The sequence below is a fragment of the Geodermatophilus sp. SYSU D00708 genome, assembly GCF_054050115.1.
Genome location: NZ_JBJGYS010000038.1, coordinates 16,071 through 40,758 on the forward strand (window position 1 = coordinate 16,071; position 24,688 = coordinate 40,758).

Here is a 24,688-nt window from a genome sequence, read left to right on the forward strand (position 1 = left end):
GGGCAGGGTGGCAGCGTGAGAGAACCGCAGGAGATCGCCGTCCCCGTGGCCGGCGGGGAGCTGACCGCCCTGCGCTGGCCGGCCGACGCCCCCGGCGCGCCCCTGGCCGTGCTCGTGCACGGCATCACCGCCAACGCCATGGCCTGGGCGCGGGTCGCCGACGCGCTGGCCGGCGAGTTCGAGGTCCTCGCGCCGGACCTGCGCGGCCGGGCCGGGTCGGCCGGGCTGCCGGGCCCGTACGGCCTCGACGCGCACGCCGACGACCTCACCGCGCTGCTGGACGGCTTCGGTGCCGACGCCGAGGCCGGCGCGGAGGCCACCGTGCTGGTCGGGCACTCCATGGGCGCGTTCGTCGCGGCGCTGGCGGCGGCGGGGCAGGCCCGCGACCGCGTGCACGGCCTGGTCCTGGTGGACGGCGGGCTGGCCTTGCCCCTGCCCCCGGGAGCCGACGTCGACGCGATGATGGCCGCCGTCCTCGGGCCGTCCCTGCAGCGGTTGTCGATGACCTTCCCGGACCTCGCGGCGGTGCGGGCCTTCTGGGCGCAGCACCCCGCGGTCGGGCCGTGGGTCGACGACCCGGCGGTGGCCGCGTACCTGACCCGCGACCTGCAGGGCGAGCCGCCCGCGCTGCGCAGCGGGTGCGTGCCGGAGGCGATCCGGGTGGACGGCGGCGACGTGCTGCTCAACGAGCGGGTGCTCGAGGCCACCGCCGACCTGCCCGTGCCGGCCACGCTGCTGTGGGCGACGCGCGGCCTGATGGACCAGACCCCCGGCCTCTACGACGAGACGCGGCTGGCCGGCCTCGGGCTGGCGCCGTCCGGGATCACCGCGCGGGAGGTGCCCGGCACCAACCACTACTCGATCGTCTGGTCCCCCGAGGGCGTGGCGGCGATCGCGGACGCCGTCCGGGCGGCCGCCGCCCGGGACTGAGCCCGGGCGGCCGGACCGCGGGAGGTCACGCGCGGTGGGCGGCCATCGGCTGACCCCGCTCGGCTGCGGCGTCCAGGGGCCTCTCCCACGAGGACGGGTGGGCACGGACGGCGAGCAGCGCCACGTCGTCCTCGGCGCCGTCGCTGAGCATCCCCGCCAGCAGCCGGTCGCAGAGGTCGTCGAGGGGCTCCCCCGCCGAGCCGGCCAGCAGCCGGCGCAACTGGTCGCGGCCCTCGTCGAGCGGCACGCCGCGGCGCTCGAAGAGCCCGTCGGTGAACAGCAGCAGGGTGGCGCCCTCCGGGACGGTCGCGGTGCCGTCGACGCGCGCCCCCCGCCAGCCGATGCCCAGCGGCGGCCCGACCGGCGTGGAGAGGTCGGCGACCGCGCCGTCGGGGAAGAGGAGCATCGGCTCGGGGTGACCGGCGGTGGACCAGCGCGCGCGGCGCAGGCCCTGCTCCCGCTCGGCGGGGGTCTGCTCGACGCGGCAGACGAGGGCGGTGGCCATCGTGGGCACGGCCAGGCCGACGAGGGCGTGGTCGACCCGGCGCATGACGCCGGCCGGCTCCTCCAGCCGGTCGAACGCGATCGCCCGGACCAGGGTCTTGACCTGGCCCATGGCCGCGGCTGCCTCGATGTCGTGGCCCATGACGTCGCCGATGACGACCACCGTGTCGCCGTCCGGCTGCAGGAACGCGTCGTACCAGTCGCCGCCGATGGAGACCCCGCGGGTCGCCGGCCGGTAGCGGACGGCCAGCTCCAGGGCGTCGGGCTGGACCGGCGGGGACAGCAGGCTGCGCTGCAGCCGCTCGGCGACCTGCTGGTTGGCCGCGGACAGCCGCGCGTTGTCCAGAGCCAGCGCCGCGCGGCGGGAGGCGATCTCCGCCGTCCGCAGCTCGGCCTCGGTGTGCGGGCCGCGCTCGGGGCCGTTGACCAGGGTGAAGGCGCCGAAGATCTCGTTGCGGGCGACCAGCGGGAACGTCGCCACCGCCGCCGGCCGCAGCGGCGCCAGCGCGGCCCGCGCCTCGGCGCTGCTGACCATGCCGGCGATGTCGTCCTCCGTGAGCACCGGGATGACGACCGGGCGCGCGCTGCGCAACGCCACCGGGACCGGGGCGTTGGGGGCGTTGGTCCGCACCCGCGCGTCGGCGTAGCGGTGCATCGCCTCGACCATCGCCGGGTCGCTGTGCGCGCGGCCGACGTCGCGGCGGTTGCCGTCGGGGTCGATCACGCTGACCAGGCACCAGTCGGCCAGCAGCGGGACGACGAGGTGCGCGAAGCGGTCGACCGCCTCGTCGACGTCGACGGTGGAGGTCATCGCCAGGTTGACGTCGCCCAGCAGGATCAGGTGCCGGCCGGCCACCTCGGCCTCCGCGGCGGCCACGGTGGCCGAGCGCACCGACTCCTCCCGCGCGGCGACCGCGGCGGCCCGCTCGTCCTCGGTGCGCCGCCGCTCGGTGACGTCGTCGTAGGAGACGACCAGGCCGGCGTCGGTGAGGAACGCGTCGGCGCGGAACCACTTCCCCAGCGGGTCGAACCAGGCCTCCGTGGTGCCCGACTCCCCCGTCGCGCGCACCCGCCGGTACAGCTGCTCGAAGGAGCCGCCGACGGCCTCCGGGAACACCGTCCAGATGTCCCGGCCGACCAGCTCGCCGACGGTCCGGTCCAGCGCCCGGGCCCCCGCGGGGTTCACGTACCGGAACCGCCACTCCTCGTCCAGGACCAACAGCGGCCGGTCCATGCCCTCCACCGCCTGCGTCAGCAGGTCGGGGGGCGGCGGAGCCGCGTTCTCCCTGGTCATGGGACCCACTCTGCCTCATCGCGATCCGGTCCCCGGCAGGCCGGGCGCGGGCGTGCCCCATCGGGGTACGCCGCCGCGACGGGCCTCCTTGGCAGCGACCGCCGTCGCTGCCACGATCCGGGCACCCCTCCACGGCCTGCTGGGCGGGGGGCCTCCGGAGAGGCGCGCCCGGCGCCGGCCGTGGAAGAGGGGTGGATCCCGTGGCGGACCGGCGACCGGACACCGGAGCCGGCGCCGCCGCTCCTGCACCGCCGCTCCTGTCCGGGGACACCGCGGCCGGGGTGATCGACGCCATGCCCGCAGCGCTGTGGTGCGTCGACCCCGCCGGGCGCGTGACGTACGCCAACCCCGCCGCCGAGCGCATGCTGGGCCGGCCGATCACCCGGATGACGGGGCGCTCGGTCGCCGACCTGGTCGCCGTGGACGGCGCCCCCGCGGACCTCGCCGCCGCGGTCAGCGCGGCCTGCGCGGAGGCGCTGACCACCGGGACCGCCGTCAGCAGCGAGCTGCCCTCGCCCGGCCCCGCCGGACGCCGGCTGGCGCTGCACGCCTGGCCGGTGCCGGACGGCGTGGCCCTCGCCGTCGTGGACGTCAGCGCCCGCCACGTGGCCCAGGAGGCTGCCGAGCGGGCCCAGCGGGCCGCCGAGCGGGCAGGGGCCCGCATGGCGCTGCTCGCCGCGGTGACCGCCGAGCTCTCCGGGGCCCTCGACGGCGACTCCGCGCTGGGCAGCCTGGCGCGTCTGGTCGTGCCCGCGCTCGCCGACGCCTGCATCGTCACCGTCGTCGACCGCGAGGGGCGGGCCCGGGACGTCGGGTCCTGGCACGCGGACCCGGCCCGCCGGGAGCTGATGGCCCGCTACACGCGCGTGCGGATGGACACCATGCCGGAGGTGTCGCCCGTCGCGCACTCCCTGCGCACCGGCAGCTCCGTCGGCGAGTCGGTCGACGCCGTCCTCGGGCTCATGTCCCCGGGCCCGGCGCGCGACCTGCTGCGGGCGCTGGGGCTCGGGTCCGCCGTCGTCCTGCCGCTGCGCGCCGAGCAGCGCACCGTCGGCGTCCTGACGCTGTACCTCGACCCGGGCCGCACGCTGGACCCCGACGACCTCGCCGCCGCGCGGGAGGTGGCCTCCCGGGCCGGCCAGGCGGTCGACCGGGTGCACCGCCAGCACCGGCAGGCCCAGCTGGCGGAGGCGCTGCAGCGCAGCCTGCTCACCGACCCGCCGACGATCGGGGACGCCCGCGTCGTCGTCCGGTACGTGCCGGCCTCCGAGGCGGCGCAGGTGGGCGGGGACTGGTACGACGCCTTCCTCCAGCCCGCCGGGCACCAGGTGGTGGTGATCGGTGACGTCGCCGGCCACGACACCGCCGCCGCGGCGGAGATGGGCCAGCTGCGCGGGCTGCTCCGGGGCATCGCCCACTACAGCGGCGCCGGGCCGGCGGAGGTGCTCCGGGGGCTGGACGCCGCGATCGCGCACATGCACAGCGGCACGCTGGCCACCGCCGCGATCGGCCGGATCGAGCGCGGCGGGACCGTGCTGCGCTACGCCAACGCCGGCCACCCGCCACCGCTGGTCGTCGACCACGACGGCACGGTGACCGTCCTGGGCGGCAGCCTCGGCGACCTGCTGCTGGGCGTCGACCCGCACACGGTCCGCCAGGAGCTCGTCGTCCCCCTGCGGCCGGGTGCGACGGTGCTGCTCTACACCGACGGGCTGGTGGAGCGGCGGGACTCCGACGTGGACGCGGGTGTGGCCCGGCTGCGCCGGCACCTCGCCGAGCTCGCCGGGCTGCCCCTGGACCGGCTGTGCGACGAGCTGCTGGCCCGCATGGTCGACGGCACGCCGGACGACGACGTCGCCCTGGTCGCCGTGAGCGTCCGGCAGCGGTGAGCGACTCACGCGGCGTCGGTCACACCCCGCCGCGAAACCCGCCGGACACGATTGAGCCCCAGGCCCGCTGGGCACCCCTCCGGACGTCGGAGCAGACGACGCGACGGGAGAGGGACGTGGGTCGACTGGCGTGGCCGCTGCGCCCGCTCCCGGACGGGCGGGGCGAGGTCTGGCGCTGGGACCTGCAGTCGATCGCCGAGCTGCCGTCCGCGCGCGCCGCCCTCCGCTCCCGGCTCGACGGGGTCGGCTTCCCGGCCGACGAGGAGGACCACGCGGCCGAGCGGCTCGTCCTGGCATTCGACGAGCTCGCCTCGAACGCGCTGCGGCACGGGCTGTCCCCGGTGGTCGCCACCGTCATCGCGGGCAGCGGCGGCTGGCTGCTCGACGTCAGCGACCGGGACCAGGAGACGATGCCGACGCCCGCGGTCGACCGGGACCCCGCGCAGGGCGGCATGGGCCTGTACCTGGTGGCCCGGCTCTCGGTCGCGCACGGCTGGTACGTCGACGGGGGCTGCAAGCACGTGTGGGCCTGCCTGCCGACGATGGTCGAGGACCGGCAGCCCGCGCTGCACTGAGAGAGGACGCCGTCCTCCCCACCCTTCGCACGCCCAGGGCGGGTCCCGGGACGGGGCCACCCCTGCCCCGCTGCAGGCGGATGTTCCACGTGCAACGACGACGGGCCCCGAGCGGTTGCCCGGGGCCCGTCGTTCGTGGGCGGCGTGTCGCGGCGAGTGGGCCCCGGAGGGGTCCGGGATGCCGTGACGATGCGGCTCGACGCCGGTCGGGACGGCACCTGGCCGCGTGTGTCGCGGCGAGTGGGCCCCGGAGGGGTCCGGGATGCCGTGACGATGCGGCTCGACGCCGGTCGGGACGGCACCTGGCCGCGGTGCGGTCCGGAGGACCGCGGTGTTACGGGATCACGAGCGACAGGCCACCCTTGCCGTAGCCGGGGACGTCGACGGCCAGGTCGAGCCGGTTGAAGGCGGAGAGCATGCCGGCGATGTCCCCGGGCAGCTCGTCGCCGGGCGCGTAGGACTTGTACAGCTTCGAGTGCGGGGCACCCGGCACGTTGAACAGCGCCGACAGCACGTTCACGACCTCGTGCAGCGCCTCGGTGAGCATCATGGTCAGCTCACCGTCCTCCTCGACGGCGTCCTGGACGCCGCCGGGGGGCAGCAGCGCGAGCGCGCCACCGGTCCAGGCCGCCAGCGGCAGGTCCATCACGCACAGGGCGTTGACGTCCATCGACGGGGACACGTAGACCGCGACCGAGACCGGCTTCTTCTCGGTGGGGGTCACCGGGGCACCCGGCGTGACGCCGACCGGCTTGCCGACCAGGCCGGAGAGCATGTCCTTGACGGCCTTGGCGTCCGGCAGGACGACGGTCAGGGGCGCAGTCACGCGATCACCCCGTCCAGGTTCTCGCGGAAGGTCTCCTCGGTGAACGGCTTGGCGATGAGGAACAGCGCGCCGGCGTCGGCGGCCTTCTCCCGCATCTCCGCCGAACCCTCGGAGGTGACGAAGCCGAAGGGGACGCCGGAGCCGGACGAGCGCAGCGCCTGGAGGCACTCCAGCCCGGTCATGTTCGGCATGTTCCAGTCCGACAGGACCAGGTCCGGGCTCTCGCTCTGGACCTTGTCGTAGGCGTCGCGGCCGTCCTCGGCCTCGACGATGTCGTGGTCGTCGTAACCGGCCTGCCGCAGGGTGCGGATGACGATCTGCCGCATGACGCGGCTGTCGTCGGCGACCAGGATCTTCACAGGGGCACTCCGTTCTCTTCCGTGGGGTCCAGGGCGGCAGAGGTGCCCTGGACGGAGATGGTCAGCGGCTGGCCGCGCCACTGGGCGTCGACGCGGCAGGTGTCGTCCGGGGAGCCGGGGCTCGGGGCGACACCGACCTCGGGCAGGCCGAGGACGGACGGTCCGGGGAGGACGGCCTTGACGTTGCCGCCCACCACGTTGGCGAGCTCGCCGAGGGCGTCGTCGACGTCCTCGGCCTCGAGCTCGTCGGGGGCGTGTTCGCGCAGCAGGGCGCGGGCCAGGTCCTCGGCGGTGGTCCGGGCGCAGGTCAGCACGACCGTGCCGGTCCACGGGCCGACGATCTCGACCCAGGAGCTGACCGTGTCGGCGGGCAGCTCACCCGGCAGCGGCACGAGGACCTCGTCCTCGCCGACGAGGGCGGCCCACGCCTGGTCGGCGATCTCCTGGACGGTCGCCTGGTCGAGCAGCTCGGTGATCGCGGGCGCGCTCACAGGACGACCTCCTCGGGGAGCAGGCCGAGCAGCGCGAGCTTGTCGCGGATGGCGTCGGCGGTGAACGGCTTGAGCACGTACTCGTGCGCGCCGGCGGCCAGCGCACGGACGATCTGGGACTGCTCGCCCTCGGAGGTGACCATCATCAGCGTCACCGCCCGCCAGGCGGGGTTGGCGCGGATGGCCGAGACGAACTGGAGGCCGTCCATCACCGGCATGTTCCAGTCGACCGTGCACAGCTCGGGCACCCAGCCCTCGTGCAGCACGTCGAGTGCCTCCTGGCCGTGTCCGGCCTGGCGGGTCTCGTAGCCGAAGCCCTCGAGCGTCCCGCTCACGATGCGCCGCATGGCGCGTGAGTCGTCGATCACCAGTGCACGCACGTCAGGCCCCCTTCAGTGGGCGGTAGGCGGAGCTGCGGCCGATCACGACCCGCTCCCAGGAGTCGTCGACGCCCAAGGTGGTCTCTGCGGCGCCGAGGAAGAGCCAGCCGTCGGGGCGCATGAGGGCACGCACCCGGCGGAGGATCGCCTGCTTGGTGGACAGGTCGAAGTAGATGAGGACGTTGCGCAGGTAGACCACGTCGAACGGGCCCATCCGCGGCAGCGGGGCGGCCAGGTTGCACTCGCTGGCCGACACCATGCGGCGCAGGGCCGGCGCGACCTCCCACTCGGTGCCGGCCCGCGTGAAGTGGCGGACCAGCATCGGCGCGGGCAGCCCGCGGTTGACCTCGAGCTGGCTGAACCGGCCGGCCCGGGTCCGCTGCACCATCTCGCGGGAGATGTCGGTCGCGGTGATGGAGACCCGGCTCGCCGCGTTGGGCAGCGCGTCCTCGAGCAGCATCGCGATCGTGTACGGCTCCTGCCCGCTGGAGCAGGCCGCCGACCAGATCTGCAGCCGCTCGGCCGGGCCGCGGGCGCCCAGCAGCGCGGGCAGCACCGTCGAGGTGAGCGCCGTGAAGGGGTCGCCGTCCCGGAACCACGAGGTCTCGTTGGTGGTGAGCGCCTCGACGATCTTCCGGGTGTTCTCCGGGCTGGGTCGGGTGCGCACCGTGTCGACCAGCTGGCTGACGTCGGGCAGGCCCATCTGGCGCGCGATCGGCAGCAGCCGGGCCTCCACCAGGTACTCCTTGCCGGGGGCGAGCACGATCGCGCTCTCCCGGTGCACCAGCTGGCGGACCCAGTCGAAGCTGGTGGCGGTCAGGGTCATCGTCGTCCTCCCGTGAACGCCGGGATCGCAGTCGTCGGTCGGGCCGGGGCGAGCCGCCGGAGGACGGCGTCGGCGATCCGGTCCAGCGGCAGGACCTCGTCGGCGAGGCCGGCCGAGGCGACGGCGCCGGGCATGCCCCAGACGACGGAGGTCGCCTGGTCCTGGACGACGACCGAGCCGCCGGCCTCCCGGATGCGCCCGGCACCGACCCGGCCGTCCGAGCCCATGCCGGTCAGCACCAGGCCGAGGACCGCGCCGTCGTAGGCGTCGACCGCCGACCGGAACAGCGGGTCGACGGCGGGCCGGCAGAAGTTCTCCGCCGGGCCCTGGCCGAGCGCGGTGACCAGACCACGGGCGGCGCCGCGGACGGTCAGGTGGTGGTCGCCGGGGGCCAGGTGCACCGTGCCGGGCGCCAGCGGGGTGCCGTCGACGGCCTCGACCACGCGCAGCGGGCAGAGCCGGTCCAGCCGCTGGGCGAACTGGCGGGTGAACACCGGGGGCATGTGCTGCACCAGCAGGACCGGCACCGGCAGCGTGGCCGGCAGCTGCGGCAGCAGCTTGGCCAGCGCCTCCGGCCCGCCGGTGGACGAGCCGATGACGAGGACGGCGGGCTGCTTGACCGCACCCTGCCGAGGGGCCGGGACCGCGGCGCGGACCGGGGCCGCCGCGGCGGCGCGGATCGGGCCGGCGGTGACCGGGCGGCCGGTGAGGGCCTTGATCTTGGGGATGAGCTGCTCGCGGACGCTCTCCATCGATGCCGCGACGCTGCCCACGTTCGCGGGCTTGGTGACGTACTCGTTGGCGCCGGCGGACAGAGCGTCCAGGGTCGCCGCGGCGCCGCGCTCGGTGAGCGTGCTGAACATGATGATCGGCACCCGGCTCCGCGTGGCGCGGATGGCCCGGACCGCCTCGATGCCGTTCATCTCCGGCATCTCGATGTCCATGGTGACCAGGTCGGGCTTCAGTTGCTCGAGCTTCCCGACGGCGATGCGGCCGTTGACCGCGGTGCCGACCACCTCGATCGCCGGGTCCTGCGAGAGGACGTCGGTCACGATCTTGCGGACGACCACCGAGTCGTCGACGACCATCACCCGGATCGGGTCCATGCGTCCTCCGTCTCCCGGCGCGGAGGGCCGCCGGGGTTGCGCTGTCGGTGTCGGTGTCGGCAGTCGCCCGGAGGCCGCGCTGGGCGCGGGGGCGCGCCACCGCGCCGGTGCGGTGGGCGTCCGTTGACGGTGCCTGTCCCCCGAGTTGTCGGCCGCCCTGCTCCTCCACTTGAGCGGATCCGGGCACATTCCCGGACATTTTTTTCTCGATCATGAATGGCGCTGACCAACCATTTCCCGCCATTTGTCGACTCGTCTCCGGGCCGGCGGCCGGTCACCGCCCGCTCCCCTCCCCCGCCGGCGCGACGGTCCGGCGGCCGACGGCGTTCCGCCTCGCCTGCGGACCCGGCGGGCGGCAGGATGCGCCGGGTGAGTCGAGGAGGCCTGGCCCGGTCGACCGCGCTCGTGGCGGGGCTGACGCTGGGCAGCCAGGTCCTCGGGTTCGTGCGGGACGTCGTCCTCGCGGCGGTGTTCGGGGTGGGCTCGTCCCTGGACGCCTACTTCGTCGCCCAGGGCCTGATGAACCTGGTGCTGGCGCTCATGGCGGGGGCCGTGGCGAAGTCCGTCGTCCCCACGGTGGCGCGGGCGGTCGCCGACGGGAGACCCGAACGCGGGCACCACAGCGTGCGCGTGGCGCTGACGGTGACCGTGCTCGTGATGCTGGCCGCCTCGGTGGTCATGGCGGTGCTGGCCCGGCCGCTGGTGATGGTGCTGGCCCCGGGGTTCGACGCGGCGACCACCGACGAGGCCGTCCGCCTCACCCGGCTGGTCGTCAGCGCCACCGCGCTGATCGCCGCCACCAACGTGCTGGCCGGGGCCGCGCAGGGGCACCGCCGGTTCGGCTGGGCCGCGGCGGAGGGCATCCCGTTCAACCTCGTCCTCATCGCGGGCGCGCTGCTGTTCGGCCAGGTCTACGGCGTGACGGCGCTGGCGGTGGCCTTCGTCGTCGGCAGCGGGCTGCGCCTGCTGACCCAGCTGCCGCCGCTGCTGGCCGTCGGGCAGTCGCTGCGGCCCTCGCTCGACGTCCGCGACCGCGGCTTCCGCGAGATGCTGGCGCTGGTGCCTCCCCTGCTGGTGGGCAGCGCGGTCTCCCAGGTCAACACGCTGGTCGACCGCGCGGTCGGCTCGGCGGTCGGCGAAGGCACCATCACCGCGCTCAACTACGGGTGGCGGCTGGTCGGGCTGGCCGACACCCTCGTCATCGCGACGGTGGCCACCACCCTCTACCCCGCGCTCGCCGCGGCCGCCCGGCCCGGCGGCACCCGCTCCCTCGAGGACCTGCTGCGGCGCAGCAGCGGTGTGCTGCTCATCCTGGTGACCCCGGTCGTGGTGGTCCTCACCGTGGCCGCCGAGCCCGTCGTGGCCCTGCTGTTCGAGCGCGGCGCCTTCGACGCCGAGGCGGTCCGGGTCACCGCGCTGGCCGTCACCGGCTACGCCGCGTCCCTGCTCGGCCTGGCCCTCCGCGAGCCGGCGACCCGGGCCTTCCTGTCCCTCGGCGACTCCCGGACGCCGGTGGCGCTGGGCGTGCTGGGCATGGCGGTCAACGTGGTCGGCGACCTCACCCTGGGGCTGCGGTTCGGCGTCCTCGGGCTGGCGGTGTCGACGTCGGCGTCGCTGCTGCTGGTGGCCGGCCTGTCGCTGTGGCGGCTGCGCAGCGCCGGCGAGGGGGTGTCACTGGCCGGCCTGGGCCGCTGCAGCGCCCAGGTCGCCGCGGCGGCGGCGTGCGCCGCGGTACCGACGGCGCTCCTCGCGCGGCGCTGGGACGGCCTGGGCGGCGCGGCGGCCGGCGCGGCGAGCTGCCTGGTGGTGTACCTGCTGGTGCTGTGGCTGCTGCGCTGCCGCGAGCTGCGGGAGCTCGGTGCCGCCGTCCGCGGGCTGGTCCTGCGCCGCTGACCGCCGGACGACGACGAAGGGCAGCCCCTCGTCACCCTGGCCCATCGGGTTGTCCCGCAGCGCGCTCAGCAGCTCGTCGGCGCCCAGCGCGGCGGCGGAGACCGCCCGCACCGAGCCGCCGCGGTCGTTGACGTCGACGATCGCCACCCCGACGCCGAGCCGGTCCTCCAGCCGCTGGGCCAGCCGCCGGGCGGTCTCCGGGTCGAGGGGTGGGAAGAGCAGGTCGAAGTAGGGCGGCCGCATGCCGTCGAGGTCGCGCGCGAAGGGGCCGGCCACCCGGTAGAAGGAGCCGTGCCGACCCAGCGGCCGCAGCGCCAGACAGCACGCCGCGGCGGCGAGCACCCGCACCCGGCCCTGCCGCTCCAGGACCAGCTGCATCTTCTCGGGGATGGACAGCCCGCAGCTGCTGCCCACGGTCTGCACGTGCCGGGCCAGGAAGCGGGCCAGCCGCCCGGGGACGACGCGCTCGCTGGGGATCGCCCGCCCGGTCAGCAGGACGGCCACCTTCTCGCTCACCCCGATCGTGTCGCCCGGGCGCCGCAGCCCCGCCGTGGACAGGTCGAGCTCGGTGGCCAGGTCGTCGCCGTAGGACAGCCACCGCGTCGGCACGGGGTGGCGGACCCACGAGGGTCCGGCTGTCGGGCAGGTCGACCGGGCGGTGCTGTCGAGCATGGGGGGCCTCCGCGTCCTCGTCTGTCGATCCGGGGCGCCGAGGATGGAGCCGCGACGCGCCCGGCCTGCCGAGACACGCGTGAGCCGGGTCACACGTCCTCGCGGCGTCGGACGGCGTTCCGGCGCGGCGTGGCGCGCCGCCCGCGGCGGGTCACGGCACGTGCGCCCGTCGAGCGGCGTCTAGGCGTCTCTAGCGCGGGAGCGAGACAGGCCGAGAGGACCCTCGACGGTCGCGCGGAGTTCAGCCGCGCGTTCCCGTGCGGTCGGCCGCGACCGGCAGACTGCGGCCCGTGCTGCTCGCCATCGCCACCGTCTGGCTGCTGCTCGCCGTGCTGGTCGGGGGTGTGGTCGCGGCGCTGGGCCGGGCCGGCCTGCGGGAGGACCGCGCCTGCGGCTACGTCAGCGACCGCGGGTGAGGAGCCGGATCACGGGTAGCCCGCACCCATGGCGCTCCCCCGTGTCCTGGTCCTCGTCCTCGCCGGCGGCGCGGGTGGCCGCCTGGAGCTGCTGACCGAGCAGCGCGCGAAACCCGCCGTCCCCTTCGCCGGGGTGTACCGGCTCGTCGACTTCCCGCTGAGCAACTGCCAGCACTCGCAGATCGCCGACGTGTGGGTCTCGGTGCAGTTCCACCCGACGTCGCTGTCGCAGCACCTGGCCAACGGCCGGCCGTGGGACCTCGACCGCACCGCCGGCGGGCTGCTCACCCTCCCGCCCTACCAGGGCACCGAGCGCGCGGGGTGGGTGTCGGGGACGGCCAACTCGCTGTGGCGGTACGCGCCCCTGGTGCGCGACGCCGCCCCGGACGCGCTCGTCGTCGTGAGCGCCGACGCGGTCTACAAGCTGGACTACCGCGAGGTCGTCGACGGACACCTGGGGTCGGGCGCGGAGGTGACGATGGTGACCACCGAGGTCGCCGAGGACGACGCCGCGCGCTACGGGATCGTCGAGGTGGGCAGCGGCGGCACGATCACCGACTACGCGTACAAGCCCGACGAGCCGGCCACCACGACCGCGACCAACGAGGTCTTCGTCTTCTCCCCCGGCCCCACGCTCGACCGGCTCGAGGCGCTGGCGGCCGAGCACGGCGAGGACGGCCTGGAGGACCTCGGGACGCACCTGCTGCCCGCGCAGACCCGGGACGGGCTGGCCCGCGCCCACCCGTTCCGCGGCTACTGGCGCGACGTGGGCACGGTGTCCTCCTACTGGGCCGCCCACCAGGACTTCCTCTCCCCCGAGCCCCCGCTCGACCTCGACGACCCGCGCTGGCCGGTGCACACCCGCGGCGGCCGGCACAGCGCCGCCCGGGTGCTGCGGGGTGCGGAGGTGGAGGACAGCCTCGTCTCCGGCGGCACCCGCGTGGCCGGCCGGGTGAGCGGCTCGGTGCTCTCCCCCGGTGTCGTCGTCGAGGCCGGAGCCACCGTGGTGGACTCGGTGCTGCTGCCGGGCGCGCGCGTGCGGGCCGGGGCGACCGTCACCCGCGCCGTCCTGGACGACCGGGTCGACGTCGGCAGGGGGGCCTCGGTCGGCGGGGACGGCGACATCACCCTCGTCGGCCGCGAGGCGGCGGTGGAGCAGGACGGCGAGATCCCCGCCGGCGCCCGCTTCCCCGACCCCGAGGACTGATCGGGAGACCGCTCGGTCAGGCCGGGGACGGCACCTGGCCGGGAGTGGACCGGTCGCGGGGCCCGGAGGGTCCCCGACCGGGACACGGGTGGGGCTCAACGCCGGCCGGGGACAGCACCTGGCCGGGAGTGGACCGGTCGCGGGGCCCGGAGGGTCCCCGACCGGGACACGGGTGGGGCTCAACGCCGGCCGGGGACGGCACCTGGCCGGGAGTGGACCGGTCGCGGGGCCCGGAGGGTCCCCGACCGGGACACGGGTGGGGCTCAACGCGGGCCGGGGACGGCACCTGGCCGCGGTGCGGTCCGGAGGACCGCAGTGTCATCGCGCCCCCAGGACGGCGAGGGCGTCGGCGCCGAGCAGGTCGGCCATGACGATGCCCTGCACGCAGCCGGCCACCGCGTTCCAGGTCCCGGCTGCGGCCGTGGCGGGGTCGAAGCCGCCGTCGAGGAAGGCCTGGACGGCGAGCAGCTGGGCGGTGGCCAGGGTGCGGGTGCGCCCGGAGACGTGCGCGGCCCAGGACGCCTCGTGCATCGCCGTGGCCCACGGGCGGCGCTCGGCCCGGCGGGCGTCGACGGTCGCCTGCCACCGCGCGCGGCCGGCGGCGTCCAGGCCGCGCAGCTCGTCGAGCAGCGCGGTGAGCTCGCCGGTGGCCGGTCCGAGGTCGGGCACCGGGCTGCCGACTCCGCCTGCGGCAGCCGCCGCGGCGAACGGCCCGGTCAGCTGGCGGCGCACCAGCGGCGGCAGGACGGCGGCGGCCCAGGAGCCGATCGCGGCGTCAGCCAGGACGTCGGCCGCGGCGGCCAGCGTGTCCTCGTCCACGAGGGCGACGGCGGGGTGCTCGGGGCCGAGGACGTCCTCGCGCAGGACCCGCTCCAGGGCCGCGGCGTCCCCGATGGTGCTGCGCTGCAGCTGGTCGACCAGGACGGCGGCGCGGTCGGCGGCCGGCAGGTCGACGGCGAAGTTGCGCACGTGCGGGATGCCCACGGCCAGCTCGCGGGCCTTGCGGGCGCGGACGGCCAGCACCGCGCGCTCCTCGCGGTCGCGCCCCGCGGCGGGGTGCGCCGCGGCCAGCTGCTCGAGGGTGGCGGCGTCGGCGGCCAGCCCGGCGAGCAGGGCGTCGGCGACGTCCCGGCCGGCCGGGATGCGGACCAGGTCGAAGCCGAGTGTCGCGGCACTGACCAGTGAGTACGGCATGGCGGCGCCTCCCTTTCCGTCCCCCGAGGCGAGTCGACCCATGCTGACCGTGATCGGGGGGAAGCGCCACGTCACCGTCACCCGATGGCTCGACCCCTCCAGCAGAGCACCTGCGTGTCCGGTGCGGATCGGTGAGGACACGGTGGCTGTGCGTGACGAGCCGCGACACGCCGCGACCCCCGGCCGGACGGCCCTCCGGAGAGGGGCCGCCCGACCGGGGGTCGGGGGTGATCAGGCGTCGGCCGCCGGGGAAGTCCGGCCGTGCCCGGGCCGTGCGTCGGTTTCCGCGGAGACCGACGGGAGAACGGGGTCCCTTCTCAGGCGCTGACCGCCTTGTGGACGTCGAGTGCCAGGAGCAGCTGCCCGTCGAGCTTGAACGCCCCGCGGATCAGCTCCCGCGCGGACCCGTCGAGGGTGTCCGGCGGGGCCTCGAAGTCGGCCGGGTCGACGTCCACGACGTCGGCGATGGCGTCGACGAGCAGGCTGACCGCCTCGCCGTGCAGCCGGACGACGATGACGACGGCGTCGGTGTCGGCCGGCCGCGGCGGACGACCGAGCCGCTCGCGCAGCTCGATGGCGGTGACCACCTGGCCGCGCAGGTTGATCAGGCCGGCGACGGCGGCCGGCGCCAGCGGGACGCGGGTCAGGCCCTGGCTCTTCAGCACCTCCTGCACGTGCGCCACCTCGACGCCGTAGAGGTCGCCGTCGAGCCAGAAGGTGGCCAGCTGGCCGCCGATGGCCGGGGCCGCGGTGTCGACGCGCCGGGTGTCGGTGGGCATCTCAGACCTCCAGGAGGGACGCGGGGACGCCGTCCGGCGTCGCGTTCGCGGTGTAGAAGGCGGGGTCGGCGGCGAGGATCGCCGCGCGGACGTCGAGCAGCTCGGTGACCTTGTCGCCGAGGACGGCGGAGCCGAGCAGGCCCAGGTCGTCGATGTCGCTGCGCACCGCGGCCTCGCCGTCGACGATGTCGAGGATCTCCTCGACCACGATGGCCACGCTGCGGCCGTGGTCGGAGTAGACGATCACCTCGAGCACCTCGCTGTCGGTCTCGCCGTAGGCGCCCAGGTGCCGGTCGAGCCGGACGATCGGCAGGATCGCGCCGCGGTACTGCACGACCTCGCGGTTGCCGACGCGCTCCACCGACTCGAGGCGGACCTGCTCCAGGCGGGTGACCGTGTCCAGCGGGATCGCCACCCGGCGGCCACCGCCGATGGCGGCCAGCAGCATCCGCTGCCGCTCGGAGTCGGCCGCCGCGGCCTGCAGCGCCGCCTCGCGGGACTCCTGGCGCTCGGTGGTCTCGGTGCGCAGCGCCCGGCGGGCGAGGGCCTGGACGTCGAGGATCAGCGCCACGGTGCCGTCGCCGAGGACGGTCGCGCCGGAGTAGAGGCCGATCGCCTTGAGCTGGCCGCCGACGGCCTTGACCACGATCTCCTCGGTGTTGATCACGCGGTCGACGACGAGGCCGAAGCGCCGGCCCTCGGAGCGGAGGACGGCGATAACGACGTGGCCGTCGTGCCGGTCGGAGGTCAGCCCGAGGACGTCGGTGAGCCGGACCAGCGGGAGCAGCTCGCCGCGCAGCCGGTAGACCGGGGCGCCGCCGACCTCCTCGACGGCGTTGGCCGCCTTCTCGGCGTCGAGGGAGACGAGCTCCTGCAGGCTGATCTGCGGGATCGCGTACCGGTCCCCCGCGCACTCGACGGTCAGCGCCGGGACGATCGCCAGCGTCAGCGGGATCCGCAGCCGGCAGACGGTGCCCTTGCCGGGGACCGACTCGACCTCGATGGTGCCGCCGATCGCCTCGATGTTGGTCTTGACGACGTCCATGCCGACGCCGCGGCCGGAGACGTTGGTGACCTTCGCCGCCGTCGAGAAGCCCGGCAGGAAGATCAGCTGCAGGACGTCCTGCGGGCCCATCCGGTTGAGGGCCTCCTGGGTGACCAGCCCGCGCTCGACGGCCTTGGCGCCGAGCTTGACCGGGTCGATGCCGGCACCGTCGTCGGCGACCTCCACCACGACCTGGCCGCTCTCGTGCCGGGCACGCAGGGTGAGCACGCCCTCGGCCGGCTTGCCGACCCGGAGCCGGGTGTCGGCGTCCTCGATGCCGTGGTCGACGGAGTTGCGGACCAGGTGGGTCAGCGGGTCCTTGACCGCCTCGAGCAGGGTCTTGTCCAGCTCGGTCTCGCGGCCCTCCATCTCCAGCCGGATGGTCTTCTCCAGCTGCAGGCCCAGGTCGCGGACGACGCGCGGCAGCTTCGACCAGATGTGGTCGATCGGCTGCATGCGCGTCTTCATGACGCCCTCCTGCAGCTCGCTGGCGATCAGGTTGAGCCGCTGCGAGGCGCGCACCAGGTCGGTGTCGTTGGAGCGGCCGACGTACTGGACGATCTGGTTGCGGGTCAGCACCAGCTCACCGACGAGCAGCATCAGCTCGTCGAGCAGGTCGACGTCCACGCGGATGGTGCTGTCGGCGACGGCCCGCCGGGCCTGGCCGCCACCGTTGTCGGCGGCGGGGGCGGCGTCGCCCTCGGCGTCCCGCTCCGGGGCGGTCGCCTCGGGCGCGGGGCGGGGCGCGGGGACGGGCGTCTGGGCCACGGGGGCGGGCACCTCCACGACGGGGGCGGGGACGGCGGCCTCGGTGGGCTCGGCGGTTGCGACGTCGGCGGCGGGCTCGACCTCGGCGGCGGGCTCGACCTCGGCGACCGGAGCCGCGGCGGTCGCCGCGCTCTTCGCCGCGCGGGCCTTCTTGGTGGCGGCTCGCTCGGTCCCGCCGGCCTCGGCCGCGGCCACCGGGGCGGACTCGGCCGCGACCTCGGGGGCCGGCTCGGGCGCGGGCCCGTCCTCCATGGCGGCGCTGATGGCCGCCACGACGGCGGAGACGTCGACCGATCCCTCGCCGCCGGTCGCCTCGATCGACGCCAGCAGGGAGCGCACGGTGTCGACCATCTGGAGCAGGACGCTGGTCCGCTGGGGGGTCAGCTCCAGCGCGCCGTCCCGCAGCCGGGAGAGCATGTTCTCCCCGACGTGGGTGACCTCCTCGAGGCGGTGGAACGCCAGGAAGCCGCTGGTCCCCTTGATCGTGTGGATCGTGCGGAAGATGCTCGACAGCCGCTCGCGGGAGTCGGGCTCCTGCTCGAGGGCGACCAGGTCGGTGTCCAGCTGGTCGAGGTTCTCGTGGCTCTCGACCAGGAACTCCTCGACGATGTCGTCCAGACCGTCCACGTTGCTCTTCTCTCTCGTCTCCGGCGCTGCGGGCGCTTCGGAGGGGTCATCGGCCGGATGGGGTCGGTATCAAGGCGAACCCACGCGCCGGCCGTCGTCTGTTCTGTCGTCGCGCGGGCCCGCCGGAGACCGGCAGCGCCCTCCCGCCTCAGCGGGAGGAGGCGCCGGCCGGGAACGGCCCGGGAGAACCCGTTCCGACCGGCGCGGACCGGTACGGGCACAGGGAACCCAGGAGTTCCTGTGGCATCGGCAGCCGTGTCGGGGACCGTGTCGCGCGACGGCCGCGAGAAGGGTCGGCGACCGTTCTCCCGGGTGTCGACTTGCCGGTCCCGGACGGGGCGGAGCGCCCGACCGTGCACGGATCGGGCGCTCCGTTGCTCCCCTCGGCCCTCCTGCCGGGTCCCGCCGCGAGCCCGCGCGGGTGGGGCAGGAGGGTCCTCCTCAGTAGGTGAAGCGGGCGACGCTGGTGCGCAGGTCGGCCGCCATCCGGGACAGCTCGTCCACCGCGGTGCGGGTCTGCGTGAGCGCCTGGGTGGTCGACTCCGCCGCGCCCGAGACGCCGGTGATGTTCTGGGCGATCTCGCCGGCACCGCCGGCGGCCTCGACCACCGACCGGCTCATCTCGTTGGTCGTGGCGGTCTGCTCCTCCACCGCCGAGGCGATGGTGGTCTGCCGGTCGGAGATCTGCGCGACGATCGAGCTGATCTCCCCGATCGCGGCCACCGCCGCGGTCGTGTCGCCCTGGATCGCCTGCACCCGCTTGGCGATGTCCTCGGTCGCCTTGGCCGTCTCCTGGGCCAGCTCCTTGACCTCGTTGGCCACCACCGCGAAGCCCTTGCCCGCCTCCCCGGCCCGCGCCGCCTCGATGGTCGCGTTCAGGGCCAGCAGGTTGGTCTGCTCGGCGATGCTGGTGATGACCTTGACGACGTTGCCGATCTCGATCGAGGACTCGCCCAGCTTGGCCACCGTCGCCGTGGTCGTCTCCGCCGCGGTCACCGCCCGCGCCGCCACGTCGGAGGCCTCCGCCGCATTGGTCGCGATCTCCCGGATCGAGGCGCCCATCTGCTCAGCACCGGCCGCCACCGTCTGCACGTTCCGGGACACCTCCTCCGCCGCGCCGGCCACGACACCGGACTGCGCCGAGGTCTCCTCCGCCGACGCCGAGATCTGCGCCGACGACGCGCTCAGCTCCTCCGAGGACGCCGCCACCGCGTCCGCCGAGGCGGCCACCGCCTCCAGCACCCCTCGCAGGTTCGCCTGCGCGCTGGTGAGCGCGCCGGCCATCCGGCCCAGCTCGTCGCGGCCGTTGACCTCCGGTGCGACGGTGAGGTCACCCTCGGCGAGGGCCTCCACCGACCGCTGCACCGACGCGACGGTGGACACGATGCGGCGGACGACGAAGACGGTCAGCGCACCCGAGACGGCGACGCCCGCGGCCAGGGCGAGCCACAGGGTGAGGACGGCGGACGAGGCGATGGCGCTGGCCTCGTCGGTGTCGGCCTGGCCGGCCGCGACCCGCCGCTCCTGCATGGCGTTGTACTCGTCCATCAGCACGTCGGAGGCGTCCTGCAGCGGACCGGTGATCAGCGCGGAGGCGGACCGCAGGTCGCCGGCGTCCGAGGCCGGGACCAGTTGGTTCTCGGCGATCTCGTAGTAGTCCTCGACGTAGCCACGGAAGACCTCGAACGCCTGCCGGTTGACGGTCACCTCGGCGTAGTCGTCCAGCTGCCCGTCGATCGTCGTCCGCCGCTCGGCCAGGTCGGCCAGCAGCGCGGCGCGGGTCTGCGGGTCGGCCAGCGGATAGGTGTTGTAGCGGGACCGGTCGCCCTGCCAGGAGCGCTGGATGTTCGACAGGTCCGCCAGGGTGACGACGTTCTCGTTGATCCGGGTCGACGCGGCGTCGAGGGTGTTGATCCGGCTGACCGCGAGGACGGTCATGCCGACCGCGACCGCGGCGAGCACGGCCAGAGCCGCGCCGATCTTGACGCCGATCGGGCGGTCGGCGAACCAGCCGCCGGACCGGCGGTCGGCAACGGGCGGGGCGGGGGTGCTCATGCGGGGTCTCCTGGGCTGGCGGGGGCTGGGGGGGTCGGGGGGATCGGGGGGTCGGGGGGATCGAGTCTCCGTCGACCCGCCTTGCGTTTTTCGGCAGCGCTCAGAGCCATTTGAGGGACCTTGGTCCCGATTCCAACGAATTCTCGGTCGCACCTCCGAAAAAGGCACACGACCGTCGTTCGGAGAGAAACTCGGACACATGTCGACAATGGCCGATCGATGCCATTCTCTCGGCGATGTCGACGGCGAACGCCGCCGGGGCGGTGGGGGCAGGAGGGTCCTTCTTCAGAAGCTGAAGCGACCGACTCCGGCGCGCAGGTCGGCGGCCACGACCGCGTCCCGCGCGCCCACCCGCATCTCGTTGAGCAGCGCGTCCATGTCGGCCGCCGCCTCCACGCCCCGCAGGTTCACCGCGTACATCGAGTGGGCCTTCTCCGCGGCCTCCGTCAGGCTCCCGATGCCCATGGCCGCGACCACGGCGGTGACCGCGGCCGAGGTCGCGACGGCGGCGAGGATCTTCGTCCGGACGCTGCGGTCCCCCCACCAGGCGCGGGCCGGCTCGCCGGGCGGTGCGAGCGGGCCGGGAGGTGCGGTCGCGGTCATCGGGGTGGACCTCTTCTCGGGGCGGTACGACGGACGTGGCGTGCGGGGCGCGTGGTGCGGATGGTGCCGCGCGGGAATGTAGGGCGGTGCACCACCGGCCCGTACAGCAATTCCGCACGTGTCCCGGAAATGGCGCGAGAAAGGTCGGTCGGCGTCTTCCCCGTGTCGACTCGGCGCCATTTCGGTCGGGCTCCTCACGGCCATTCCCCGACGGCCCGGGCGCGACCGTCCCTCGAGACGAGAGGAGCGCCCGACCGGGGATCCCGGCCGGGCGCTCGTCGCGTGGGCGGTGCGGTCAGTAGGTGAAGCGGCTGACACCGGTGCGCAGGTCGGCGGCCATGCGGGAGAGCTCGTCGACGGCGGTGCGGGTCTGGGTCAGCGCCTGCGTGGTCGCCTCGGCCGCGCTGGAGACGCTGCCGATGTTCTCCGCGATCTGCCCCGACCCGCCGGCGGCCTCGGCCACCGACCGCGACATCTCACTGGTCGTGGCGGTCTGCTCCTCCACCGCGCTGGCGATGGTCAGCTGGAAGTCGTTGATCCGGCCGATCACCTCGCTGATCCGCCCGATCGCGGCCACCGCCCCGGTCGTGTCGCCCTGGATGGCCTCCACCCGCTTGGCGATGTCCTCGGTCGCCTTGGCCGTCTCCTGGGCCAGCTCCTTGACCTCGTTGGCCACCACCGCGAAGCCCTTGCCCGCCTCACCGGCCCGCGCCGCCTCGATGGTCGCGTTCAGGGCCAGCAGGTTGGTCTGCTCGGCGATGCTGGTGATCACCTTCACCACGTCGCCGATCTCCCGCGAGGAGTCGCCGAGCTTGGTGATCGTCGCGGTGGTGGCCTCGGCCTCGCTCACCGCGGCCGCGGCGACCTTCGCCGCCTCGTTCGCGTTCTGGCTGATCTCCCGGATGGAGGCGCCCATCTGCTCGGCACCCGCGGCCACCGTCTCCACGCTGCGCGAGACCTCACCGGCCGCGCTCGCGACCACGCCGGACTGCGCCGAGGTCTCCCCCGCCGACGCGGCGATCTGCGCCGACGACGCCGACAGCTCCTCGGAGCTCGCCGCCACCGCGTCAGCCGACGCCACCACGCCCGCCAGGACCTCGCTCAGGCCGGCCCGGGTGGAGTCGAGCGCCGCGGCCATCCGGCCCAGCTCGTCGGCGGACTCCACGCCGGTGGCGACGGTCAGGTCACCGGCGGCCATCGCCTCGGCGGTCCGCTGCACGGAGCGGACGGTCCGGGTCATGCGGCGCACGACGAAGACGGTCAGCGCCGCCGCGGCGCCCACCGACGCCAGAGCGGTGACCACCAGCAGGGTCACGGCGGACTCGGCCGCGTCGGCCGCCTCGGCGTTGCGCGCCGCCGCCTCGGCGGACTGGGCCACGCCCTCCGCCTCGAGCTCGTCGGCGATGACCTGCAGCAGCGGCTGCAGCAGCTCGGTCTGGACGGCGGAGAAGCGGGCCAGATCACCCCGGTCGGCGGCAGGGAAGAGGTCGCTCGTCGCCAGCGCCACGAACTCGTCCCGGGCTTCGGAGAAGCTCGCCATCGCGTCCTCGTCGACGACGTAGGGCTCGTAGGCGGTCAGGCCGGCGACCACGTCGGCGTCCTTGTCCGCCATCTCGTCCCGGAGCTCGGCGCGACGCTCGGGGGAGGAGACCGCGTACTCCAGCGTCCGGGCGCGGTACGCCGCGTGCGCCCGCTGGACCTCGGAGAGCGCGTTCAGCGGGAGGAGGTTCTCCTCGTAGATCGTCTCCTGGCTCTGCCGCAGCTCCGAGATGCGCAGGACGGCCAGCAGGTTGGTGGCCAGGACGACCGCGGCCAGCAGGGCGACGACCGCCCCGATCTTCACGCCGAGGGGTCGGTCGGCGAACCAGCCGCCGCGGCGGCCGGAGGTCGTGCTGTGGGACATGGCGGGGACTCCTGCTGTCACGGTGGGGGAGTGGAGCGAGCAGCCCGCCACCATTCCTCGGCCGCGGTCGCTACAGCCGGAAAAGTAGGTGCAAGAACCCGCTCGACAACGCTTGTGACCCGTGTCGAAACCATTCCGATATGCACGGTCTTGAAGCCTGTCGAATTGTCGACGCCGAGTCGACGGTGACCGTTCCGAGAATGTCGACACCCGCGTCTGGGTGCGCACGGGAAGGCCCTGGTCGCGCGGTCCGGGGAGGAGCCGCGCGACCGGGGCCGGTCGCCGTGAGTTGCCTCAGTAGGTGAAGCGGGCGACGCTGGTGCGCAGGCCCGCGGCCATGCGCGAGAGCTCGTCCACCGCGGTGCGGGTCTGGGTCAGCGCCTGGGTGGTGGCCCCGGCGGCCTCGGAGACCCCGGTGATGTTCTCCGCGATCTGCCCCGACCCGCCGGCGGCCTCGACCACCGACCGGCTCATCTCGTTGGTCGTGGCGGTCTGCTCCTCCACCGCGCTGGCGATGGTGGTCTGCCGGTCGGAGATCTGCGCGACGATCGAGCTGATCTCCCCGATCGCGGCCACCGCCGCCGTCGTGTCGCCCTGGATGGCCTGCACCCGCTTGGCGATGTCCTCGGTCGCCTTGGCCGTCTCCTGGGCCAGCTCCTTGACCTCGTTGGCCACCACCGCGAAGCCCTTGCCGGCCTCCCCGGCCCGCGCCGCCTCGATGGTCGCGTTCAGGGCCAGCAGGTTGGTCTGCTCGGCGATGCTGGTGATGACCTTGACGACGTTGCCGATCTCGATCGAGGACTCGCCCAGCTTGGCCACCGTCGCCGTGGTCGTCTCCGCCGCGGTCACCGCCCGCGCCGCCACGTCGGAGGCCTCCGCCGCATTGGTCGCGATCTCCCGGATCGAGGCGCCCATCTGCTCGGCACCGGCCGCCACCGTCTGCACGTTCCGGGACACCTCCTCCGCCGCGCCGGCCACGACACCGGACTGCGCCGAGGTCTCCTCCGCCGACGCCGAGATCTGCGCCGACGACGCGCTCAGCTCCTCCGAGGACGCCGCCACCGCGTCCGCGGAACCCACCACGGAGGCCATGAGGGAACGCAGGTTCTCCCGCGCAGCGTCCAGCGCGGCGGCCATCTGCCCGACGTCGTCCCGCTGGTCGACGCCGGTCGGCCGGGTGAGGTCACCCTCGGCCAGGCCCTCGAGGGACCCACGGACGCGCCCCAGCGCGCGGGTGGTGGACCGCGCCACGACGACGCCCACCAGCAGCGCGAGCAGGCTGCCGACGACGAGCAGGACGACCTGGACGGTGGTGGTGGAGGTGTAGGAGTCCGCGGCGTCGTCCGCGCCGGCCCGCGCCGCCTGCTGCTGCAGGTCGGACAGGGCGGCGAGCTGGTCGACGATCTCGCCGCTCAGCGGCCCCACCCGCGTCTCGCGCAGGTCGTTGTACTCGGCCACCCGGCCGGCGGCGGACAGCGAGTCGAGCTGGTCGGCGAGGGCGAAGTAGTCGTCGATGCTCGTCATGACCGCGTCGAGCGCGGTGAGGACGGCGTCGGTCGGCGCGGTCTCGTCGCGCATGCGCTCACCGGCGTCCAGCAGCCCGGTGCGGGCGGCGTCCCGCTGGGAGTCGTAGGAGGCCTTCGCCTCCACGGGTGCGCTGGCCCGACTCGTCGAGGCGAGGCGGTAGGCCGTGTACTGGTACCGCATCTCCTGGGCCAGCGCGGAGCCGACCGTGTTGTGCGCGTAGAGGGCAGCGGTGCGGTCGGCCGAGGCGGCGAGCGCGCGCATGCCGGTCACCCCGAGCACCACGGCGACGAGGACGGCGAGGCCGACCGCGATGCTGATCTTCGTCATGACACGGAGGTCGCGGAATCTCCGCGTCGTCCGCACGGGCGGGTGGGGAGTGCTGTCGTTCACGGTGTAGGAGGTGCCTTCCGGTTCCACGCAGCCATCGGTCGACTGCTGTGCGGAAAGGGACGTTAGGCCCTTCCCGCAGCCATTCCGGAAGTGCACGCGGAAGCCGGTCGAGCGGTGTCCCTCACAGCTCGGCGACCATTTCGACCGAATCGACTCGGCGCCTTCTCGACTCCTCCGGGCAGCATTTCCATCGGACCGCGCCGCAGTTCCGGGAGTGGGGGAGAACGGGTCCCACAACAGGCCCAGAACGCGACGGAGCGCCTGACCGGTGGACCGGTCAGGCGCTCCGTGGCTGGTCACCCAGCGTCTCGCGGGGCCGGCGCGGCGGGGGAAGACGCCGTGCCGGCCCGGGGGGGGGGGGGGGGGGGGGGGGGGGGGGGGGGGGGGGGGGGGGGGGGGGGGGGGGGTGGGGGGGGGGGGGGGGGTGGG

Annotated in this window: 20 protein-coding genes; 6 read left to right on the forward strand and 14 right to left on the reverse strand. The window is 74.8% G+C overall.

Annotated elements, in window-relative coordinates:
- Positions 1 to 15 precede the first annotated feature (15 nt).
- Positions 16 to 930, forward strand: coding sequence for an alpha/beta fold hydrolase (locus tag ACI79D_RS22435; protein WP_456920726.1), 915 nt, complete (start codon positions 16 to 18; stop codon positions 928 to 930).
- A 25-nt stretch (positions 931 to 955) separates the two neighbouring features.
- Here the strand turns inward: ACI79D_RS22435 and ACI79D_RS22440 are convergent, their stop codons facing one another.
- On the reverse strand, positions 956 to 2,728 hold the full coding sequence (locus ACI79D_RS22440; RefSeq protein WP_456920727.1) for a SpoIIE family protein phosphatase: 1,773 nt from the start codon (positions 2,726 to 2,728) through the stop codon (positions 956 to 958).
- 200 nt (positions 2,729 to 2,928) lie between these two features.
- On the opposite strand from ACI79D_RS22440, the gene ACI79D_RS22445 reads away from it, so the two are divergent.
- Positions 2,929 to 4,617 carry a SpoIIE family protein phosphatase gene (locus ACI79D_RS22445; protein ID WP_456920728.1) on the forward strand — a complete coding sequence of 563 codons (1,689 nt, stop codon included), beginning with the start codon at positions 2,929 to 2,931 and terminating at the stop codon, positions 4,615 to 4,617.
- A 116-nt stretch (positions 4,618 to 4,733) separates the two neighbouring features.
- Positions 4,734 to 5,192 carry an ATP-binding protein gene (locus ACI79D_RS22450; RefSeq protein WP_456920729.1) on the forward strand — a complete coding sequence of 153 codons (459 nt, stop codon included), beginning with the start codon at positions 4,734 to 4,736 and terminating at the stop codon, positions 5,190 to 5,192.
- 334 nt (positions 5,193 to 5,526) lie between these two features.
- Here the strand turns inward: ACI79D_RS22450 and ACI79D_RS22455 are convergent, their stop codons facing one another.
- Genes ACI79D_RS22455 through ACI79D_RS22480 form a run of 6 tightly spaced genes read right to left on the reverse strand, consistent with a single transcriptional unit; the run spans position 5,527 to position 9,180 of the window.
- Positions 5,527 to 6,018, reverse strand: coding sequence for a hypothetical protein (locus ACI79D_RS22455; RefSeq protein WP_456920730.1), 492 nt, complete (start codon positions 6,016 to 6,018; stop codon positions 5,527 to 5,529).
- Entirely contained in the window at positions 6,015 to 6,377 is a 363-nt protein-coding gene (locus tag ACI79D_RS22460) for a response regulator (protein WP_456920731.1), read from the reverse strand. The genes ACI79D_RS22455 and ACI79D_RS22460 overlap by 4 nt, the downstream gene beginning before the upstream one ends.
- A complete protein-coding gene (locus ACI79D_RS22465) occupies positions 6,374 to 6,868 on the reverse strand; it encodes a chemotaxis protein CheX (protein ID WP_456920733.1) in 495 nt (164 codons plus the stop codon). The genes ACI79D_RS22460 and ACI79D_RS22465 overlap by 4 nt, the downstream gene beginning before the upstream one ends.
- Complete coding sequence (locus ACI79D_RS22470; protein WP_456920734.1) at positions 6,865 to 7,248, reverse strand: response regulator; 384 nt, start codon at positions 7,246 to 7,248, stop codon at positions 6,865 to 6,867. The genes ACI79D_RS22465 and ACI79D_RS22470 overlap by 4 nt, the downstream gene beginning before the upstream one ends.
- 1 nt (position 7,249) lies before the next feature.
- The gene (locus tag ACI79D_RS22475; protein WP_456920735.1) at positions 7,250 to 8,074 is read right to left on the reverse strand and encodes a CheR family methyltransferase; all 825 of its coding nucleotides are present in this window, start codon (positions 8,072 to 8,074) and stop codon (positions 7,250 to 7,252) included.
- Positions 8,071 to 9,180: a protein-glutamate methylesterase/protein-glutamine glutaminase gene (locus tag ACI79D_RS22480; protein WP_456920736.1), complete on the reverse strand. Its 1,110-nt coding sequence runs from the start codon at positions 9,178 to 9,180 to the stop codon at positions 8,071 to 8,073. Before ACI79D_RS22480 ends, ACI79D_RS22475 begins: the two co-directional genes overlap by 4 nt.
- Before the next feature lie 369 nt (positions 9,181 to 9,549).
- Between ACI79D_RS22480 and murJ the strand changes: the two genes are divergently transcribed.
- The 3 genes from murJ to ACI79D_RS22495 all read left to right on the forward strand — a co-directional run bounded on the left by murJ (position 9,550) and on the right by ACI79D_RS22495 (position 13,368).
- Positions 9,550 to 11,073 carry a murein biosynthesis integral membrane protein MurJ gene (murJ, locus tag ACI79D_RS22485; protein WP_456920737.1) on the forward strand — a complete coding sequence of 508 codons (1,524 nt, stop codon included), beginning with the start codon at positions 9,550 to 9,552 and terminating at the stop codon, positions 11,071 to 11,073.
- A gap of 962 nt (positions 11,074 to 12,035) precedes the next feature.
- Positions 12,036 to 12,161: a hypothetical protein gene (locus tag ACI79D_RS22490; protein WP_456920738.1), complete on the forward strand. Its 126-nt coding sequence runs from the start codon at positions 12,036 to 12,038 to the stop codon at positions 12,159 to 12,161.
- Between the two features lie 28 nt (positions 12,162 to 12,189).
- Entirely contained in the window at positions 12,190 to 13,368 is a 1,179-nt protein-coding gene (locus ACI79D_RS22495; protein ID WP_456920739.1) for a glucose-1-phosphate adenylyltransferase family protein, read from the forward strand.
- Between the two features lie 318 nt (positions 13,369 to 13,686).
- Here ACI79D_RS22495 and ACI79D_RS22500 read toward each other — a convergent pair whose 3' ends face one another.
- From ACI79D_RS22500 to ACI79D_RS22530, 7 genes are all read right to left on the reverse strand, one after another.
- Positions 13,687 to 14,562, reverse strand: a complete 876-nt coding sequence (locus ACI79D_RS22500) for a hypothetical protein (protein WP_456920740.1) — start codon at positions 14,560 to 14,562, stop codon at positions 13,687 to 13,689.
- Between the two features lie 317 nt (positions 14,563 to 14,879).
- Positions 14,880 to 15,341: a chemotaxis protein CheW gene (locus ACI79D_RS22505; protein WP_456920742.1), complete on the reverse strand. Its 462-nt coding sequence runs from the start codon at positions 15,339 to 15,341 to the stop codon at positions 14,880 to 14,882.
- Between the two features lies 1 nt (position 15,342).
- A complete protein-coding gene (locus tag ACI79D_RS22510) occupies positions 15,343 to 17,781 on the reverse strand; it encodes a chemotaxis protein CheA (RefSeq protein WP_456920743.1) in 2,439 nt (812 codons plus the stop codon).
- Between the two features lie 441 nt (positions 17,782 to 18,222).
- Complete coding sequence (locus ACI79D_RS22515) at positions 18,223 to 19,836, reverse strand: methyl-accepting chemotaxis protein (RefSeq protein ID WP_456920744.1); 1,614 nt, start codon at positions 19,834 to 19,836, stop codon at positions 18,223 to 18,225.
- Between the two features lie 285 nt (positions 19,837 to 20,121).
- A complete protein-coding gene (locus tag ACI79D_RS22520; RefSeq protein WP_456920745.1) occupies positions 20,122 to 20,439 on the reverse strand; it encodes an MCP four helix bundle domain-containing protein in 318 nt (105 codons plus the stop codon).
- A 295-nt stretch (positions 20,440 to 20,734) separates the two neighbouring features.
- Positions 20,735 to 22,342: a methyl-accepting chemotaxis protein gene (locus ACI79D_RS22525; RefSeq protein WP_456920746.1), complete on the reverse strand. Its 1,608-nt coding sequence runs from the start codon at positions 22,340 to 22,342 to the stop codon at positions 20,735 to 20,737.
- Between the two features lie 294 nt (positions 22,343 to 22,636).
- A complete protein-coding gene (locus ACI79D_RS22530; protein ID WP_456920747.1) occupies positions 22,637 to 24,196 on the reverse strand; it encodes a methyl-accepting chemotaxis protein in 1,560 nt (519 codons plus the stop codon).
- Positions 24,197 to 24,688 lie beyond the last annotated feature (492 nt).

What these genes read in the sequence shown, in the direction of transcription:
- ACI79D_RS22440 (WP_456920727.1), bottom strand. Translation starts at nt 2,728, where the DNA reads ATGACCAGGGAGAACGCGGCTCCGCCGCCCCCCGACCTGCTGACGCAG.
- ACI79D_RS22475 (WP_456920735.1), bottom strand. Translation starts at nt 8,074, where the DNA reads ATGACCCTGACCGCCACCAGCTTCGACTGGGTCCGCCAGCTGGTGCAC.
- ACI79D_RS22480 (WP_456920736.1), bottom strand. Translation starts at nt 9,180, where the DNA reads ATGGACCCGATCCGGGTGATGGTCGTCGACGACTCGGTGGTCGTCCGC.
- ACI79D_RS22495 (WP_456920739.1), top strand. Translation starts at nt 12,190, where the DNA reads ATGGCGCTCCCCCGTGTCCTGGTCCTCGTCCTCGCCGGCGGCGCGGGT.
- ACI79D_RS22500 (WP_456920740.1), bottom strand. Translation starts at nt 14,562, where the DNA reads ATGCCGTACTCACTGGTCAGTGCCGCGACACTCGGCTTCGACCTGGTC.
- ACI79D_RS22505 (WP_456920742.1), bottom strand. Translation starts at nt 15,341, where the DNA reads ATGCCCACCGACACCCGGCGCGTCGACACCGCGGCCCCGGCCATCGGC.
- ACI79D_RS22515 (WP_456920744.1), bottom strand. Translation starts at nt 19,836, where the DNA reads ATGAGCACCCCCGCCCCGCCCGTTGCCGACCGCCGGTCCGGCGGCTGG.
- ACI79D_RS22520 (WP_456920745.1), bottom strand. Translation starts at nt 20,439, where the DNA reads ATGACCGCGACCGCACCTCCCGGCCCGCTCGCACCGCCCGGCGAGCCG.
- ACI79D_RS22525 (WP_456920746.1), bottom strand. Translation starts at nt 22,342, where the DNA reads ATGTCCCACAGCACGACCTCCGGCCGCCGCGGCGGCTGGTTCGCCGAC.
- ACI79D_RS22530 (WP_456920747.1), bottom strand. Translation starts at nt 24,196, where the DNA reads ATGACGAAGATCAGCATCGCGGTCGGCCTCGCCGTCCTCGTCGCCGTG.